Here is a 17499-nt window from a genome sequence, read left to right on the forward strand (position 1 = left end):
ATCAGAGAAGGGCAGATACCCGATACCAGCAGCTTACGCGCGGCATTGCGCTTTTCGCGGGCTTTTGCAAGCGTAACCTGCGGATAGGGGCCGAAAGTCAGACGATTTTCTTTACCGCCGAAGCGATAGCGGAAATACCATAGCTTAGAGCCGTCAGGTACAGAATTTGTGAATCGGTGATTTTTGTAGGGTTTTTCGAGGAGGCGCGGCGCAGATCTTGCTATCAGTTAACATGAGGGTCTCTCCGTTCATCGAACTGAATGAACCCTTAATCTGACCCACAATTTTCCGGATACGTAGGGATAAATCAAAACGCACCTGAAAAGATTTCCACGCTAAATCATTGAATTAAAAACACATGGGGATTTTTAAGGAAGTATAAAAAGGAAAGGTGGTGCCCGGACTCGGAATCGAACCAAGGACACGGGGATTTTCAATCCCCTGCTCTACCGACTGAGCTATCCGGGCAACGAGGCGCATTAAACCGTAATCGCCTCGCTTCGTCAACGAAATTTCTTCAAATCAACGTAGACTGCACAATCTATCACCACTTTGTTGTTATTGCACGCAGAGTCAGGCAAAAAACATCGCCCATGCGGCGGAGATCGGCATCGCCAGCAACAGCGCCGGGAGCATATTCACTACCGGAAACATTTTGATTCCACATACACGCAAGCCGGTCGCCACCAGCAGCAGTCCGCCCACGGCGCTAAAGTCGCCCATCATTGCCGGCGTAGTTAGTGGAAGAATGAGGGTGGCGCAGGCGGCAAGCGTTAACTGGATAATCAACATCGGCGCGCAAATCGCCGAAACGGCGATGCCAAGCGAACAGGCGAAAATAATGGCAGTGAAAAAATCCAGAAAAGATTTAGCGATCAAAATGTTTGGATCGCCGGTCATCCCTTCATGCATCGCGCCGAAAATACCGGTGCCGCTGGCGCAAAAAAGTACAATGATAGCGACGTAACTTTGAATAAATGAGTCGTGTGTCGGCTTCTTACCCGATGCCATAAATAATTGTTGGATTTTCGCGACTGCTCCATTAATGCCTTTTTCCAGCAAACAAAACTCGCCGATAAGCGCGCCGACTAGCGTCGCCAGCACCATCACCGGAAGATTAGCGCACTTCATCACCAGCAGAATGCCAATTCCCAGAGAGCACAGACCAAAAATAGACGTCATTGAGACGCGAATCCGTTCTGGCAGACGCTGGCTTAACAGCGCGCCAATAACGCCGCCGAATAAAATTGCGCCAGCGTTAATAAAAGGTCCAATTACCACAATGACTCCTGTTATTTGTCTTTCAAATTGCCTTATTATCACGCGATTAAGCTGTTAATAGCTTGATTATCTGTGACGTATAGAGCGCTGATTTTACCTTGCGCCGTCTGGTGAAAGGTGCCATGATTGCGCGAAATTTCTCCTGCCAGCATGGGGCTCGCCGGGATGAACATAGCGCCTTTATATTGTCTTCACTGTCGCCTGACTGCGCGAGGTTTGCCCCTTTCTTTCCTTTTTTTTGTCATCCCCGCTATGCGGTGAGGGCAGCGCACGCTCACTGCAGGACAACAGTAAAATCAGAAACAGTCTGTTTTTACTGATGTCTGGCGGTCGGAGCTGGTATCCAGTTTGACCCGGCATCTCGTTGGGCAAGGCATCGGCCTTGTCCGGGGTTACTCTACTCCCGAAACGGGTATTTGTGCTTATGAAATCAATGAATATTGCCGCCAGCGGTGAACTCATCCCCCGTCTCTCCACCCACCGAAACGTAGTGGCGCTGGACAGTACCGACTTTACCGATGTGGCCGCAGTCGTCATTACCACTGCCGACAGCCGTAGCGGTATTCTGGCGTTGCTTAAACGCACCGGTTTTCACCTGCCGGTGTTTATGCTTGCGGATGAACCCGTCAGCGCGCCTGTCGGCGTTACGGCGGTAATAGTCGGGAACGCGCAGGAATGGCTGGAGCTGGAAAACGCTGCCTGTCTCTACGAAGCAGAACTTCTGCCGCCCTTTTATGGCACCCTGACCCAGTATGTCGACATGGGGAATAGTACCTTTGCTTGCCCGGGGCACCAGCATGGCGAGTTTTTTAGAAAACATCCCGCAGGCCGCCATTTTTATGACTTTTTTGGTGAAAACCTGTTTCGTGCGGATATGTGTAACGCCGATGTGAAACTTGGCGATCTGCTAATACATGAAGGTTCTGCCAAACACGCGCAGAAATTTGCGGCAAAAGTGTTTAATGCGGATAAAACCTATTTTGTGCTGAATGGAACTTCGGCGGCGAATAAAGTGGTCACCAACGCCCTGCTGGCGCGCGGCGATCTGGTGCTGTTTGATCGTAATAATCACAAATCCAACCACCACGGCGCCCTGATTCAGGCCGGGGCGACGCCGGTCTATCTTGAAGCGGCGCGTAACCCGTTTGGTTTTATCGGTGGTATTGATGCGCACTGTTTTGATGAAACGTACCTGCGCGACCAGATTCGTGACGTGATGCCGGAAAGCGCCGATGCGTCGCGTCCGTTCCGCCTGGCGATCATTCAGCTGGGTACCTATGACGGCACTATTTACAACGCCCGTCAGGTGGTGGATAAAATCGGGCATCTCTGCGATTACATTCTGTTTGACTCCGCGTGGGTAGGCTATGAGCAGTTTATCAATATGATGGCGGATACCTCGCCGTTGCGGCTGGAGCTTAATGAAAACGACCCAGGGATCTTTGTGACCCAATCGGTACATAAGCAACAGGCGGGGTTCTCACAAACCTCGCAGATCCACAAAAAAGATAACCATATTCGCGGCCAGGCGCGTTTTTGCCCGCACAAACGCCTGAACAACGCCTTCATGTTGCACGCCTCGACCAGTCCGTTCTACCCGCTGTTTGCGGCGCTGGATATCAATGCCAAAATCCACGAAGGGGAGAGCGGTCGCCGCCTGTGGGCGGAGTGCGTTGCGCTGGGCATTGACGCGCGTAAAGCCATTCTCGCCCGTTGCAAACTGCTTCAGCCCTTTATCCCACTGGTGGTTAACGGCAAGCCGTGGCAGGCATATCCGACGGAGACCATTGCCAGCAATCGTCGTTTCTTCAGTTTTGAGCCCGGGGCGAAATGGCATGGCTTTGAGGGTTATGCGGATGACCAGTATTTTGTCGACCCTTGTAAACTGTTACTGACCACGCCAGGTATTGATGCCGATAGTGGGCGGTACACCGAATTCGGCATCCCGGCGACCATTCTCGCCCACTATCTGCGTGAGAACGGTATTGTGCCTGAGAAGTGCGATCTCAACTCGATTCTGTTCTTGCTGACACCCGCCGAGAGCGAAGAGAAACTGGCGCGGCTGGTCGCGATGCTGGCGCAATTTGAACGGCACATTGAAGACGATACGCCGCTTGCGGATGTATTGCCGACGGTTTTTCAGAAATACCCGGTGCGCTACCGTGATTACACCCTGCGTGAGCTATGTCAGGAGATGCACAACCTGTACGTTAGCTTTGACGTTAAGGATCTGCAAAAAGCGATGTTCCGCAAAGAAAGCCTGCCGCATGTGGCGATGAACCCACAGGATGCCAACAGCGCCTTTATTCGCGGCGATGTAGAGCTGGTGCGTATCAGCGAAGCGGGCGGGCGTATTGCTGCCGAGGGGGCATTGCCATACCCGCCGGGCGTACTGTGCGTGGTGCCGGGGGAGATTTGGGGCGGCGCGGCGCAGCGTTATTTTTTGGCGCTGGAAGAGGGCATCAATCTATTGCCTGGTTTTTCGCCGGAATTGCAGGGGGTATATAGCGAGACCGATGCCGATGGAATTCAACGTTTGTACGGATATGTTTTAAAGTAACGTTGCCTGCAGGCCGGATAAGGCATTTACACCTCATCCGGCCTGCGAAACAGGGCAAGGATTAATGTGCAACGGGTTGCGAACTTGCCGGAACGCGAACGTGTTTGTATTTGAACAAGGCTACGAACGCGAAGGCCAGCACCAGCGAGTAGCCTGCGAAGATGAGCCACACGGTCTGCCAGTCGGTAATGCCGTTTTGAGTGTAATACTCCACCACTTTACCGCTCACAATGCCGCCCAGGATACAGCCGAAGCCGTTGGTCATCATCAGGAACATCCCCTGCGCGCTGGCGCGGATTTCCGGGCGTACTTCTTTTTCGACAAACACCGAGCCAGAAATGTTGAAGAAGTCGAAGGCGCAGCCGTACACAATCATCGACAATACCAGCAGAACGGTACCGAACGGCGTCGGGTCGCCATAAGCGAACAGGCCGAAACGCAGCATCCACGCCACAATACTGATAAGCATAACGTTCTTAATACCATAACGGCTCAGGAAGAACGGAATGGTCAGGATGAATAACGTTTCAGAAATCTGCGAAATCGACATCATCACCGAGGCGTGCTGCACGATAAAGCTACTGGCGAATAGCGGATCTTTATCAAAGCTATGCAGGAAGGTGTTGCCAAACATGTTGGTGATCTGCAGTTCCGCGCCCAGCATCATGGAGAAGATGAAGAAAATCGCCATCCGCTTATTTTTAAACAGCGCAAAAGCGTCAAGGCCCAGCATTGATGTCCAGCTCTGGTTTTTCTGTTGGTTCGCCACCGGAATGTGCGGCAGGGTAAAGGTAAACAGTACCAGCAGAACGGAAAGCGTCGCGCCGATATAAAGCTGCATATGGCTCAGCTCGAAACCGGAGAAACTCACGCCCCACATCGCCAGAATAAAGCCAATGGTGCCCCAGATACGGATAGGCGGGAAGTCAGTCACAATATCCATGCCGGCAGACTGCAGGCGGTAATACGATATGGTATTGATCAAGCCCAACGTCGGCATATAGGCCAACGAGTTAAGCAGGATCACAAAGAACATCGCCCCAGGCGTAGTGACTTCCGCGGCCATGAATAGCGTGATGGCGCCGACGACATGACACAGGGCATAGACCCATTTCGCGCTCAGCCATTTGTCAGCCACAATGCCTAGCAAGGTCGGCATAAAGACGGCGGCAATCCCCAGTGAACTATAAACTGCGCCAATAGATGCGCCGTCAAATTTTAAGGTGACGAACATATACGAGCCCAGGGTAGTGAGCCAGCTTCCCCACAGACAGAACTGCAGAAAAGAAAGTATTTTAAGCTGCAGCTTAAGATTCATGTTAATTTCCTCACACCTGAGAGCGGATGAATGTTTTAAAAGGCACATTTGCCGTTGTGATTTGGTGTGATTCTATCAATGAGAGGCGGGCTTTTTTTGTTACCTGTGACAAATATTTGCAAACAATTTCTGATTGCAAAGCAAAAGGGTGACGGAGTTAACACTTTTGCCTTTCCCGCCTCTGTCATTTGCCAGCCAGAGGCGGGATGCGATGGTTTATCGGCGGCGATACGATCGCTGGGCGGAATTCACCTTATACAGATAGCGGCGCGACTCCGCAGATGGATGTCGGGTGGTTAATATCTGGTACACATCCCCCGGCGACATGCGGTTAATCATATTCGCGGCCTGAATCTTATCGTTCGAGAATACGCGTAATACGCTGCCTGCGCCGCCATTATAGGCAGTAATGACCGCATAGCGCCGCGACGTCGGATTCTCAATACCGCTCAGATAGACATTATTCAACATTGCCAGATACGCTGTGCCGGTATCGATATTGCTGGCGGGATCAAACAGGAAGCTGCGACTTGGCGTGCCGGACTTACCCTGAGAACGGAAAACATCTTTCCCGGCGCTGTGTTGCACCACCTGCATCAGGCCCAGCGCATCCGCATGGCTGACCGCATACGGGTTAAACGAGGACTCCGTTTGCATAATCGCCAGAATCAGCGACTCGTCAACGCCGTATTTACGGGAGGCCTGGCGTACCATGCCAATGTATTTATGCGCGCGTTTATCAAGGTGGTTCGGCACCAGATTAATGGTGACGCTGTAAATAATACGCAGGCCGTTACTGCGGCTTTTGAGCCGCGTTTTCAGCAAGTAATCCGCGAATGTCGTGGCACGGCCTTCCCAGCGAATAGGCTGGCCGGTATTGTCGAGGACCTGACCATACAGAAAGGGTTCTTTAGAAATTTTTATGTCATCGACATCGGAGTAAAGATCGACGGAGGTTGGGTCGTCACCCATGAGCAACGTTTTAATAATGGCCCGGCGCAGATGTGCGGTAGGTTCCGTCCCGGCGATGGTTTCAACGGTAATGGTCCCATCATCAAAGTTGATGTGGCTACGGGTCTGGAACTGATCGGTATATTTGACGTAGTCTTTCGGCCCGGCGATCAGGACTTCCTTATATCCCCACAGATTTTCAATATTGTTGGCAAATTGCCCCATCAAAATATCAAAGCCGTTGGTATCCTTGACCCAGGCTTCATTATACGTCTCGCCTTTTTTGGTCGAACTGGAGCAGGAGATGAGCAACGGCGCAATAACAGCAAGCGCGAGTAATTTTTTCATCATTCCGGGAGTGCATGTTGTGTTGTCGTTATGCCATGTTGCCGGGCAGCGGCGCTAAGGGCTTATCCGGCATAACTCACAGGCCGAATAAGCGCAGCCTCATTCAGCAACGGGCCTATTTTTTATCTTCCGGCGTATAACCTTCGATATGAACGTCTTTGCCTTCGAACAGGAAGCTCACCATCTCCTGTTCCAGCAGTTTACGGTGCTCGGCGTTCATCATGTTGAGCTTTTTCTCGTTAATCAACATGGTCTGCTTATGCTGCCACTGCGCCCACGCGTCCTTAGAGATCTCGTTATAGATACGTTTTCCCAGTTCGCCAGGGTAGAGCTGAAAATCTTGCCCTTCAGCGTCGCGTTGCAGGTAAGTACAAAAAATCGTTCTGCTCATAAGTCATCCTCTTCATCGACCGGGGCGTTAAACTGGCGCTCCGGTACGTAACTGCTGTAACAAGCGCTCCACGGGGGCCGCCAGTCCGACTGACGGCGGTTGCGCTAAGTTATACCAGAGCGCGCTGCCTTCATCCATGCAGGCGTCCAGTGACGACACGGGAAGCCACATAGGCACAATATCCAGGTGGAAATGGCTAAATGTGTGGCGAAACGCGTTAAGCTGGGTCAAATTATCAGCGTTAACATGCCGTTGCGCCAGCCATTCACGTAATTCATCTTCGCTGGCGAACTGCGGGAAGCAGTAGAGTCCGCCCCATAAACCGCTGGGAGGGCGCTGCGCCAGGAAAATCTCCTGATTATGCTGTAACAATAAAAAGTAACCCGTCCGCTCCGGCAACGTCTGTTTCGGTTTCTTGCCCGGATAGCGTGACCAGCTTTCATGCGCAGCGGCGATACAACCGTTTTGCAGCGGACACAGGGTGCACTTTGGCTTTGAACGCGTACAAACCATCGCGCCCAGATCCATCATCGCCTGATTAAAACGCTCCACGCCGCGTGCGGGCGTCACTTGCTCGCTCAACGTCCACAGCGTATTCTCCACCTCTTTTTTTCCAGGCCAGCCGCTAACAGCATAACAGCGAGCCAGCACACGTTTAACGTTTCCATCAAGAATCGGATAATGTTTACCTGACGCGAGGGAGAGAATCGCGCCGGCGGTTGAACGCCCGACGCCGGGTAGCGCGGCGATTTCGGCAAAAGTTTGCGGGAATTCTCCACCGTGAAGCGTCGCCACCTGTTGCGCCGCTTTATGCAAATTACGCGCGCGGGCGTAATAGCCGAGCCCGGTCCATAAATGGAGCACTTCATCCAGCGGCGCATTCGCTAAATCCGTTACCGTGGGAAAGCGCGCCATAAATCGCTCAAAGTAAGGAATCACCGTCGTCACCTGCGTTTGTTGCAACATGACTTCCGAGAGCCATACTTTGTAAGGCGTCTTGTTAATTTGCCAGGGCAGCGTTTTCCGCCCGTATTTGTCGTACCAGTCCAGAACCTGGGCTGAAAATTGAGACGCTTGCATGGAAACTCATTCATTATTGCCGGGGGCAAGATTGCAGCACAGAGGCCGCAGGGTGTAAACCGGAACTTTCCGCAGTGCGCTTCATGCTTGCATCCGGCAACTAACTTTGGATAATGCCCGTTTTCAGAACTCAAACACAGCAGACTACACTTTTATGAAAAACGACGTCATTTCACCGGAATTTGATGAAAACGGTCGCCCGCTGCGCCGTATTCGTAGTTTTGTTCGTCGCCAGGGGCGACTGACAAAGGGGCAAGAGCACGCGCTGGAAAACTACTGGCCGGTGATGGGCGTCGAGTTCAGCGAAGCGCCGGTAGATTTCGCCACGTTGTTTAGTCGCGAAGCGCCGGTGACGCTGGAGATTGGTTTTGGCATGGGGGCGTCTCTCGTGGCGATGGCGAAAGCGCGCCCGGAGCAGAATTTCCTCGGCATTGAAGTGCATTCACCCGGTGTCGGCGCGTGTCTGGCGTCCGCTCATGAAGAGGGCGTTGAAAACCTGCGCGTCATGTGCCACGACGCGGTAGAAGTGTTGCATACAATGATTCCTGACAATTCTTTATCGATGGTTCAGCTCTTTTTCCCTGACCCGTGGCATAAAGCGCGTCATAATAAACGCCGTATCGTTCAGGTGCCGTTTGCTGAACTGGTATTGAGCAAGCTGAAATTGGGCGGCGTTTTCCATATGGCGACCGACTGGGAAGCGTATGCGGAACACATGCTTGAAGTCATGTCTTCTATCGACGGGTACAAAAATCTGTCAGAGAGCAATGATTATGTACCGCGCCCGGAATCGCGCCCGGTAACGAAATTTGAACAACGTGGCCATCGTCTTGGTCATGGCGTATGGGACTTAATGTTCGAGAGGGTGAAATAATGGCAAAGAACCGTAGTCGTCGTCTGCGTAAAAAAATGCACATTGACGAATTCCAGGAATTAGGATTTTCGGTGGCATGGCGTTTTCCGGAAGGTACATCTGAAGAGCAGATCGATAAGACTGTCGATGACTTTATTAATGACGTTATTGAGCCTAATAAACTGGCGTTTGACGGCAGCGGCTACCTGGCCTGGGAAGGGCTGATTTGTATGCAGGAAATCGGTAAATGTACCGAAGAACATCAGGCGATTGTGCGTAAGTGGCTGGAAGCGCGCAACCTTGAAGAAGTCCGAACCAGCGAACTTTTCGACGTTTGGTGGGACTAATGAGTACAGGGTCGGCAAATGCCGGCCCGCTTTGTCTTGAGGGAAAGTTATGATGCGCAAAACGCTGCTGGCGGCAGTGCTAACGTTTACGGCGATGGCCGCTCATGCAGATTACAAATGCAGCGTCACGCCGCGTGACGATGTGATCCTGAGTCCACAAACGGTGCAGGTGAAAGGTGAAAACGGCAACCTGGTGATCACGCCGGACGGCAATGTGATGTACAACGGCAAGCAGTACACCCTTAGCGCCGCGCAGCGCGAGCAGGCGAAAGATTACCAGGCGGAACTGCGAAGCGCGCTGCCGTGGATTGATGAGGGAGCCCGATCGCGCGTCGAAAAAGGCCGCGTGGCGCTGGATAAAATCATCGCTAAAGAGGTGGGCGAAAGCAGCAACATGCGTAGCCGTCTGACGAAGCTTGATGCGCAATTAAAAGCGCAAATGAACCGCATTATCGAACATCGTACGGACGGCCTGACGTTCCACTATAAGGCTATCGACCAGGTGCGTGCCGACGGTCAGCAGTTGGTGAATCAGGCGATGGGCGGTATTTTGCAGGACAGCATTAACGAAATGGGCGCCAAAGCGGTGCTTAAAGGCGGCGGCAATCCTTTACAGGGCGTGATGGGCAGTCTAGGTGGTTTGCAAACCGCTATCCAGAACGAATGGAAAAACCAGGAGAAAGATTTCCAGCAGTTTGGCAAAGATGTCTGTAGCCGCGTAGTGACCTTAGAAGATAGCCGCAAAGCGCTGGTTGGCAGCCTGAAGTAATCTTTCCTTTTTAAACAATGGCGTAGATCGTATCTGCGCCTTTTTATTCTGTTTTTTCCTGCATTTTGTTATCCATCTCTAAAAAATACTCTCTGTTGGATATATATCGCTGGTTAATCGTATGACATCACATTATTCGTCTGCAATATAGGGATAATGCGACCAGTTGACATAACTGGAGATATAACATGGAGTTTTTCAGGAAAACGGCATTAGCTGCTCTGGTAATGGGTTTCAGCGGCGCAGCGTTCGCTTTACCGAATATCACCATCTTAGCGACCGGCGGAACGATCGCTGGCGGCGGTGATTCAGCAACAAAATCAAATTATACGGCAGGTAAAGTTGGCGTCGAAAATCTGGTGGATGCCGTTCCTCAATTGAAGGACATTGCGGTAGTGAAAGGCGAGCAGGTCGTTAACATTGGCTCGCAGGATATGAACGATGAAGTCTGGCTCACGCTGGCGAAAAAAATCAATACCGAGTGCGACAGCACCGACGGTTTCGTGATCACCCACGGTACTGATACGATGGAAGAGACCGCTTATTTCCTCGATCTGACCGTGAAATGCAATAAACCGGTGGTACTGGTCGGCGCGATGCGTCCTTCCACGTCAATGAGCGCAGATGGCCCGTTCAACCTCTATAATGCGGTAGTAACAGCGGCTGATAAACAGTCTGCCAATCGCGGCGTGCTGGTGGTAATGAATGATACCGTGATGGACGGACGCGACGTCACTAAGACCAATACGACTGACGTGGCGACGTTTAAAGCGGTTAACTACGGCCCGCTGGGTTATATCCACAACGGTAAAATTGACTACCAGCGTACGCCAGAGCGTAAACATACCACCTCCACCCCGTTCGACGTGTCGAAGCTGACCGCGTTGCCGAAAGTCGGTATCGTTTATAACTATGCGAATGCGTCCGATCTGCCGGCAAAAGCGCTGGTAGACGCGGGTTATGACGGGATCGTGAGCGCAGGTGTGGGTAACGGCAACCTGTATAAAACGGTCTTTGATACCCTGGCGACCGCCGCGCACAACGGTACGGTAGTGGTGCGTTCTTCACGTGTGCCGACTGGCGCAACCACGCAGGATGCGGAAGTGGACGATGCAAAATACGGCTTTGTCGCCTCTGGCACGCTGAACCCGCAAAAAGCGCGTGTCTTACTGCAACTGGCGTTAACCCAGACTAAAGATCCAAAACAGATCCAGACGATGTTCAATCAGTATTAAAGATAATGCCCCGGTCGGAAGGCCGGGGCTATCTTTGGAAGACCTCTCGCACAATCAACACTATTATCTTGCTAATTATCATCATGGTTATGATAATCGTGGGCGTCATGTCTCTGGACGGGAGGTCCACAAGTGGTTCGACAATGGATTGCTGGCGCAGCGCTGTTTGCCCTGATTTCAGGCTATAGTTGGGCAGAGGTTGCTCAACCCTCCAATAACATCTTAAAAGAACAGTTTAGTAAGCAGTACCACGGCATACTTAAACTGGATTCCATTACCTTAAAAAATCTTGATTCGAGGGGCAATCAGGCCACCTGGTCTGCCGAAGGGGATATTTCTTCCCGTGAAGATATGTATACCGGCGTTGGTATGGCGGCGGATTATTATTTTGTTGAAAAAACCTGGACCAAAGATCGTCCCGTTAAATTTTCTGCCATGTTGACCAGCAAAGGGACGCCAGCCTCTGGCTGGACGGTGAGCTATTACTCATTGCAAATGGCAGCCAGCGATCAGGGCCGGGCTATTGACGACATTAAAACGAATGATAAATACCTGATCGTCAACAGTGATGACTTTAACTATCGGTTTGGCAACATTGAAGCCTCCTGGCGTGCGCAGAAAGCGTCGATCCCCGGTCTTGAAGAACAACTCTCTGCCCTGGATAAGAAAATAGCGGTAGCTAAAAAAGAAGCGGACGCATATTGGGGAAAAGGCGCTGATGGGAAACCGTTGACCCGCGCCGAGGCGTTTAAAAAGACGTTAAAAGAGCGCGATGATTATGTAAAAGCCAACGATAGCAGCGTATATGCCGAGAAATACGAAAAAGAGGTCTATCAACCGGCATTAGACGCGTGCCGTAAGCAGAGTGAGCCGTGCAATGAAGCGGCTATTCAGCAGAAAAGAGATTTAGACATACACGAGCAACGGCGGCAGGTATTTTTGAAATCAGAAGAGCTGCGTCGAAAAGCGCAGAATGACTGGATAACGTTAGAGAAAGGACAATATCCGCTGAATATAGCGGTACAGAAACTTCAGATGCAACAGAGTGATATCCGCATTAAAATCATGGATATTAATGACGGTTACGAGCGCTGGAAAAAAGATACGGACGATTTGCGTCGTAAAGGCGTTATTAAATAATGCGCTTGCCGGCGGCGCATTAACCGCCACAGATCGGTAAGCGTCGCGCCATCAGGTATTTTACCCGCTGGCGCTACAGGCTTATTCCTTGTTATTCCGCGAGAAACAACTCAAGAAGAGAGTTTAAAAACAGTTTACCGTGCCGGGTAATCTGCCAGTATTGCTCGCATTCGGTCAGGTAGCCCTGGGCAATAGCCTCGTCGATTGGCTGACGAATAACCGCTTCCGTAAGCCCGGTGTAGTCGACAAATTCGGCGCGAGGCGCGCGCTCCAGCAACCGAAAACGATTCATAAAGAACTCAAAGGGTTTATCGTCATCACTCACGTCACGCTGGCTTTCCAGGTAACGTCCCTGCATATAACCGCGTGGGTGACGGGTTTTGGTGGTGCGCAGGATCCTGCCGCCCGGGAAGGTGACTTTACCGTGGGCGCCGCAGCCAACACCCAGATAGTCGCCAAAGCGCCAGTAGTTCAGATTATGCTGGCACTGATAACCGGGTTTGGCATAGGCCGATGTTTCGTATTGCTGATAGCCCGCGGCGGTTAATAACTGGTGGCCCTGCTCAAAAATATCCCACAGAGCGTCATCGTCCGGTAAAACCGGCGGACGCGAACCGAACAGAGTGTTGGGTTCAATCGTCAATTGATACCATGAGAGATGCGGCGGATTAAGCGCAATCGCCTGTCGCAAATCATTCAGCGCCTCTTCCAGCGTTTGATCCGGCAATCCATGCATCAAGTCGAGGTTAAAGCTGCGTAGCCCAAGCCCATTTGCCAGTATTGCTGCCCGCTTCGCCTCTTGTGGACCGTGAATACGGCCAAGACGTTTCAGCTTAGGCTCACTAAAGCTCTGCACGCCAATGGAGATCCGGTTTACGCCGGCGCGCTGATAGTCGATGAAGCGGTCGGCTTCGACCGTGCCGGGGTTCGCTTCCATGGTAATTTCCGCATCCGCCGCCAGATTCAGGCGTGCACGCACGCCGTCCAGCAGCGTTTGCATCGCCGGCCCGGAAAGCAGGCTTGGCGTACCGCCGCCAATAAAAATGGTCTTTACTTCACGCCCTTGCGCCCAGGCGACGTCGGCATCCAGATCGTTTAACAGATGCTGGACGTAGTCGTCATGTGGCACCTCGCCCTTCAACGCATGGGAATTGAAGTCGCAATATGGACATTTTTGTACACACCAGGGAATATGAATATAAAGACTGAGCGGCGGTAGTTTAGCCATTGCGTAACGCATCCAGCAGCAGCTTGAGCGCTTGTCCACGGTGGGAAATCGCGCTTTTTTCTTCACGGGTCAGTTCTGCGGCGGTTTTGCCTTCAGACGGTACGAAGAAAATGGGATCATAGCCAAATCCGCCATTTCCGGCCGCCTGGCGAGTAATGACGCCAGGCCAGCTACCGTGACAGACTATCGGTGTGGGATCTTCGGCATGACGCAAATAAACCAGCACACAATGGAATCGCGCCTGGCGTTTGTCGTCCGGAACATCCCGTAAAGTATGCAGCAGTTTTTCCAGATTTTGCTGATCTGTCGCGTTTTCGCCAGAATAGCGCGCGGAATAGATACCCGGCGCGCCGCCTAAAACGTCAACGGCCAGACCGGAGTCATCGGCAATGGCGGGCAGACCGGTCATTTTAGCGGCATGGCGCGCTTTGAGAATCGCGTTTTCAATAAACGTCAGGCCGGTTTCTTCCGCGGAGTCAACGCCCAGTTCCGTTTGCGCTACCACATCAAGCCCAAAATCGCTTAACAGCGACGCGAGCTCGCGCACTTTACCGGCGTTGCCGGTTGCGAGAACAACTTTTTGCATGGAATACCTACTCAGTTAACGCCGCAATTTCCGGCGGGATCTGTTGCGGGTGAATAATTTTTACCTGTTTGTGACGGCCCAGCTCGCCTTTTTCGATGACGATCTGACTTTTCGCCACGCGAAACTGTTTACCGAGAAACTTGATCAGATGGCTGTTTGCCTGACCGTCAACCGGCGGGGCGGTAATGGCGACTTTCACCTCGTCACCATGTAAGCCCACAATACTGTCGCGGCTGGCTTTCGGCTGAATATAAAGCCGTAACACCAGACCGTCTTCGCAGCGAGTCACAGCACTCATAACGCCATCCACAGCCCCGGCAGCAACATGTTGCCTGTCGCTTGTAAGACTTCAGCGATCCCCATATTAACGACATACAGCAGCAGCACCAGAACCATCGGCGAGAAGTCGATGCCGCCCATCGCAGGCAGTATACGGCGAATCGGGCTGAGCAGCGGCTCGGCAAGCTGAATCAATACATATTCAATCGGGCTACGACCCTGGCTCACCCAGCTCATGATAGCCATGACCAGCAGCACCCAGAAGATCAGCAGGCCGATTGTTTTAAGTAAGATAAGCACCGCGGCAATCCAGATAATCGCCTGAAACGTAATTACCTTAAACAGCACTATCGCCTTAATAACGCTAAGAATAAACGCCACCAGCAGAGAAGCGCTGTCAATCGGCCCCATTGGCGGGATAATACGACGCAGCGGTCCGATGATGGGCTGCGTAATTTTCACCACGAACTGGGAGAAAGGGTTGTAAAAGTCACAGCGGGCCCACTGCATCCACACGCGCAATAATAGCACCATGGTATACAGCTCAATTACCGTTGAGAGCAGGAAGGTCAACGTATTCATGGCGTTCCTCAGTTTTCCTTAATTTTTTGTGTAATCACGAGCACCAAAGATAGCGGTGCCGATGCGCACCATTGTGCTACCTGCCGCAATCGCGGCTTCCATATCGTCGCTCATACCCAGAGATAAGGTATCAACGTCAGGGTAGCGCGCTTTCAGCCCGGCAAATGCTACAGCCATTTGACGTGCGACTTCAAACTGCCTTACATAATCTGACTCTGGCGCCGGGATCGCCATCAGTCCGCGAAGCCGCAGACGCGGCAGTGTTGCCACCGCCGCGGCCAGCTCATCCAGTTCCGCCAGCGGAATGCCTGATTTGCTGTTTTCATCGCTGATATTAATTTGGATCAGAACATTTAGCGCTGGCAGATTATCCGGACGCTGTTCGCTCAGCCGCGAGGCGATACGCAGGCGATCGATGGTATGACACCAGTCAAAATGCTCGGCCACCAGCCGACTTTTGTTGGACTGTAAAGGGCCTATAAAGTGCCAGTGCAGGCCTTCCACTTTCGCTTCCTGAAAGTGGCGGATTTTTTCCACCCCCTCTTGTACATAATTTTCACCAAATGCCCGTTGTCCGGCGGCAATGGCTTCTGCGATGTCGCTCGCAGGTTTGGTTTTACTCACTGCAAGCAACGTAACTTCTTCTGAAGAGCGGCCGCAACGCGTCGCCGCGGCGGAGATTTTGTCCCGGATGTATGCCAGGTTATGCGCGATATCGTTCATTTTCCGAGGATGTTTATATGAATATGGAAGAAATTGTGACGCTTAGTGTAAAGCATAACGTCTCGGATCTACACCTGTGTAACGCCTGGCCTGCGCGATGGCGCAAACAAGGACGCATGGAGATCGCGCCTTTTACCGCGCCAGATGTCGACAGGCTTCTGCTTGATTGGCTTAATGATGCGCAACAATATCAGTGGCGAACGCACGGCCAGCTTGATTTCGCCGTCTCGCTGTCTGGCACGCGGCGCCTACGCGCCAGTGCGTTCACACATCAACAGGGAACGTCGCTGGCGCTACGGCTATTGCCCGAGCGTTGTCCTGATCTGGCGGAAATCCAGATGCCGCCGATAGTACCCGCACTGCTTGCCAGCGAGAACGGACTGATTCTGGTCACTGGCGCTACTGGCTGCGGGAAGTCCACCACGCTGGCGGCGATGGTGGGACATCTTAATCAACATGCCGATAAACACATCCTGACGCTGGAAGATCCTATTGAGTACCGTTACACCAGCAAGCGTTGCCTGATACAGCAGCGGGAAATCGGCCAGCATTGCGCCACTTTTGCCGCCGGGCTGCGCGCAGCGTTACGTCAAGATCCCGATGTCATTTTACTGGGAGAGCTGCGTGACAGCGAGACCATTCGCCTGGCGCTGACGGCGGCGGAAACGGGGCATCTGGTACTGGCAACCCTGCATACTCGCGGTGCGGCGCAGGCGGTGGAAAGATTAGTGGATAGTTTTCCGGCGCAGGAAAAAGAACCGGTACGCAGTCAACTGGCGGGTAGTCTGCGCGCCGTACTATCACAAAAACTGGAGGTCGACAGACAGGATGGGCGCGTGGCGTTGTTTGAATTACTGATTAATACGCCAGCCACAGGGAATTTGATCCGTGAAGGCAAACTCCATCAGTTGGCCCACGTGATACAAACCGGGCAGCAGCAGGGGATGATGACATTCGCCCAGAGCGCGCAATGGCGTCAGGCGCAGGGACGACTGTAGCGAAGATGGCGGCGTAGGGGGGGAGGAAAGTGTTGACTGGCGCGGTGGATTGAACGACATACAGGCTTGTATCCTGGCGAACCGGCGTTAAAATCGCAGCTTTGTTAAAACCACAGCGAAGCCATTTAACGATGTCATCACAACCGAATCAAAGCCTGATAGATGGCATTCGCTGTCTGCAATATCTGGTCTCCAGCGACCGTGCTATCGGATGTCGCGAGCTTGCCCGGCTGATGGATATTAATACCACGCGCGTTAATCGCCTGTTAATGACGATGGCCTCTATTGGACTCACGATGCAGGATGAGCACCGACGCTATTTACCCGGGCCAGGCATTCATGCTTTGGCGGCGCAGGCGATTCGCGGTTCAGCGCTGTTCTCCCATGCGTTGCCTATCCTTGAGCGCCATGCGCCCAAAGACATCGTGGTGGCATTAGGCGTGCTATGGGAAGACCAGATTATCTATATTTATCACTCTACGCCGGGTTCGCAGGGAAGTCAGGCGCTGGCGGGGTTTCGCATGTGCCCGGCCTGGCACTCGGTAACAGGAGTGGCGTTACTGGCGGCAGAAAGCGATGAGGCGCTAATGCAGCGTTTTACTCCGGAGCAGTGGCGTAATCTGGCGCCGCATGTGGCGCAGCAGCGCCAGCGGGGATACGTGCTGTGGCATCACGCTGATGGTGAAGTTTCTATGGCGCAACCGCTAGACAAGCACGCCGCAGCGCTGGCCTTTGCGGGAATGTGGCGGATTGATGAGGCGGAGGCGGCTGCGCGTTTACAGGCGTTGAAGGCATTAAACCAGCTTATTGCCCAGTAAGCCTGGCAACCG

Annotated in this window: 18 protein-coding genes, 1 tRNA gene and 1 pseudogene; 8 read left to right on the top strand and 12 right to left on the bottom strand. The window is 52.5% G+C overall.

From position 1 onward, the window contains the following. Nucleotides 1-5: 5 nt before the first annotated feature. From K8W53_RS03710 to K8W53_RS03720, 3 genes and pseudogenes are all read right to left on the bottom strand, one after another. Nucleotides 6-234 (bottom strand): annotated as a pseudogene (locus K8W53_RS03710) (Arm DNA-binding domain-containing protein); the annotation flags it as partial. 158 nt (nucleotides 235-392) lie between these two features. Continuing rightward, nucleotides 393-468, bottom strand: a tRNA-Phe gene (locus K8W53_RS03715). Between the two features lie 105 nt (nucleotides 469-573). Continuing rightward, a complete protein-coding gene (locus K8W53_RS03720; protein WP_000234466.1) occupies nucleotides 574-1281 on the bottom strand; it encodes a DUF554 domain-containing protein in 708 nt (235 codons plus the stop codon). Nucleotides 1282-1705: 424 nt separating this feature from the next. Here K8W53_RS03720 and K8W53_RS03725 point away from each other — a divergent pair, with 424 nt between their 5' ends. Beyond that, entirely contained in the window at nucleotides 1706-3841 is a 2136-nt protein-coding gene (locus K8W53_RS03725) for an ornithine decarboxylase (RefSeq protein WP_052939278.1), read from the top strand. Between the two features lie 61 nt (nucleotides 3842-3902). Here the strand turns inward: K8W53_RS03725 and K8W53_RS03730 are convergent, their stop codons facing one another. The 4 genes from K8W53_RS03730 to mutY form a co-directional block, all read right to left on the bottom strand. After that, the gene (locus tag K8W53_RS03730) at nucleotides 3903-5159 is read right to left on the bottom strand and encodes a nucleoside permease (protein WP_001049804.1); all 1257 of its coding nucleotides are present in this window, start codon (nucleotides 5157-5159) and stop codon (nucleotides 3903-3905) included. Nucleotides 5160-5375: 216 nt separating this feature from the next. Further along, nucleotides 5376-6461 (bottom strand): membrane-bound lytic murein transglycosylase MltC, encoded by a 1086-nt coding sequence (gene mltC, locus K8W53_RS03735; protein ID WP_001650652.1) that lies wholly within the window; start codon nucleotides 6459-6461, stop codon nucleotides 5376-5378. Between the two features lie 112 nt (nucleotides 6462-6573). Further along, the gene (locus K8W53_RS03740) at nucleotides 6574-6849 is read right to left on the bottom strand and encodes an oxidative damage protection protein (RefSeq protein WP_000091706.1); all 276 of its coding nucleotides are present in this window, start codon (nucleotides 6847-6849) and stop codon (nucleotides 6574-6576) included. A gap of 27 nt (nucleotides 6850-6876) precedes the next feature. Further along, nucleotides 6877-7929: an A/G-specific adenine glycosylase gene (mutY, locus tag K8W53_RS03745; RefSeq protein ID WP_023223872.1), complete on the bottom strand. Its 1053-nt coding sequence runs from the start codon at nucleotides 7927-7929 to the stop codon at nucleotides 6877-6879. A gap of 154 nt (nucleotides 7930-8083) precedes the next feature. Here mutY and trmB point away from each other — a divergent pair, with 154 nt between their 5' ends. The 5 genes from trmB (at nucleotide 8084) to K8W53_RS03770 (ending at nucleotide 12273) form a co-directional block, all read left to right on the top strand. Further along, nucleotides 8084-8803: a tRNA (guanosine(46)-N7)-methyltransferase TrmB gene (trmB, locus tag K8W53_RS03750; RefSeq protein ID WP_017441077.1), complete on the top strand. Its 720-nt coding sequence runs from the start codon at nucleotides 8084-8086 to the stop codon at nucleotides 8801-8803. Next, nucleotides 8803-9129 carry a YggL family protein gene (locus tag K8W53_RS03755; RefSeq protein WP_001107559.1) on the top strand — a complete coding sequence of 109 codons (327 nt, stop codon included), beginning with the start codon at nucleotides 8803-8805 and terminating at the stop codon, nucleotides 9127-9129. Before trmB ends, K8W53_RS03755 begins: the two co-directional genes overlap by 1 nt. Nucleotides 9130-9178: 49 nt before the next feature. After that, a complete protein-coding gene (locus K8W53_RS03760) occupies nucleotides 9179-9898 on the top strand; it encodes a DUF2884 domain-containing protein (protein ID WP_000984827.1) in 720 nt (239 codons plus the stop codon). 188 nt (nucleotides 9899-10086) lie between these two features. After that, on the top strand, nucleotides 10087-11133 hold the full coding sequence (ansB, locus tag K8W53_RS03765) for an L-asparaginase 2 (protein ID WP_000394189.1): 1047 nt from the start codon (nucleotides 10087-10089) through the stop codon (nucleotides 11131-11133). 132 nt (nucleotides 11134-11265) lie between these two features. Next, nucleotides 11266-12273, top strand: a complete 1008-nt coding sequence (locus K8W53_RS03770; protein WP_023223873.1) for a DUF1202 domain-containing protein — start codon at nucleotides 11266-11268, stop codon at nucleotides 12271-12273. A 91-nt stretch (nucleotides 12274-12364) separates the two neighbouring features. Here the strand turns inward: K8W53_RS03770 and hemW are convergent, their stop codons facing one another. Genes hemW through K8W53_RS03795 form a run of 5 tightly spaced genes read right to left on the bottom strand, consistent with a single transcriptional unit; the run spans nucleotide 12365 to nucleotide 15671 of the window. Continuing rightward, entirely contained in the window at nucleotides 12365-13501 is a 1137-nt protein-coding gene (hemW, locus tag K8W53_RS03775) for a radical SAM family heme chaperone HemW (protein ID WP_023223874.1), read from the bottom strand. Next, the gene (locus K8W53_RS03780) at nucleotides 13494-14087 is read right to left on the bottom strand and encodes an XTP/dITP diphosphatase (protein ID WP_001174769.1); all 594 of its coding nucleotides are present in this window, start codon (nucleotides 14085-14087) and stop codon (nucleotides 13494-13496) included. The genes hemW and K8W53_RS03780 overlap by 8 nt, the downstream gene beginning before the upstream one ends. 7 nt (nucleotides 14088-14094) lie before the next feature. Then, on the bottom strand, nucleotides 14095-14385 hold the full coding sequence (yggU, locus tag K8W53_RS03785; RefSeq protein WP_001277203.1) for a DUF167 family protein YggU: 291 nt from the start codon (nucleotides 14383-14385) through the stop codon (nucleotides 14095-14097). After that, nucleotides 14382-14948, bottom strand: a complete 567-nt coding sequence (locus K8W53_RS03790; protein ID WP_001094848.1) for a YggT family protein — start codon at nucleotides 14946-14948, stop codon at nucleotides 14382-14384. Before K8W53_RS03790 ends, yggU begins: the two co-directional genes overlap by 4 nt. A gap of 18 nt (nucleotides 14949-14966) precedes the next feature. Continuing rightward, nucleotides 14967-15671 carry a YggS family pyridoxal phosphate-dependent enzyme gene (locus tag K8W53_RS03795; RefSeq protein ID WP_000997812.1) on the bottom strand — a complete coding sequence of 235 codons (705 nt, stop codon included), beginning with the start codon at nucleotides 15669-15671 and terminating at the stop codon, nucleotides 14967-14969. Between the two features lie 17 nt (nucleotides 15672-15688). Here K8W53_RS03795 and K8W53_RS03800 point away from each other — a divergent pair, with 17 nt between their 5' ends. Both K8W53_RS03800 and K8W53_RS03805 read left to right on the top strand, forming a co-directional pair. Further along, nucleotides 15689-16669 carry a type IV pilus twitching motility protein PilT gene (locus K8W53_RS03800; protein ID WP_023223875.1) on the top strand — a complete coding sequence of 327 codons (981 nt, stop codon included), beginning with the start codon at nucleotides 15689-15691 and terminating at the stop codon, nucleotides 16667-16669. A gap of 131 nt (nucleotides 16670-16800) precedes the next feature. Further along, complete coding sequence (locus K8W53_RS03805; protein WP_023223876.1) at nucleotides 16801-17487, top strand: IclR family transcriptional regulator; 687 nt, start codon at nucleotides 16801-16803, stop codon at nucleotides 17485-17487. Nucleotides 17488-17499 lie beyond the last annotated feature (12 nt).

The sequence above is a fragment of the Salmonella sp. A29-2 genome (assembly GCF_020150755.1).
Taxonomy (GTDB): Bacteria; Pseudomonadota; Gammaproteobacteria; order Enterobacterales; family Enterobacteriaceae; genus Salmonella; species Salmonella enterica.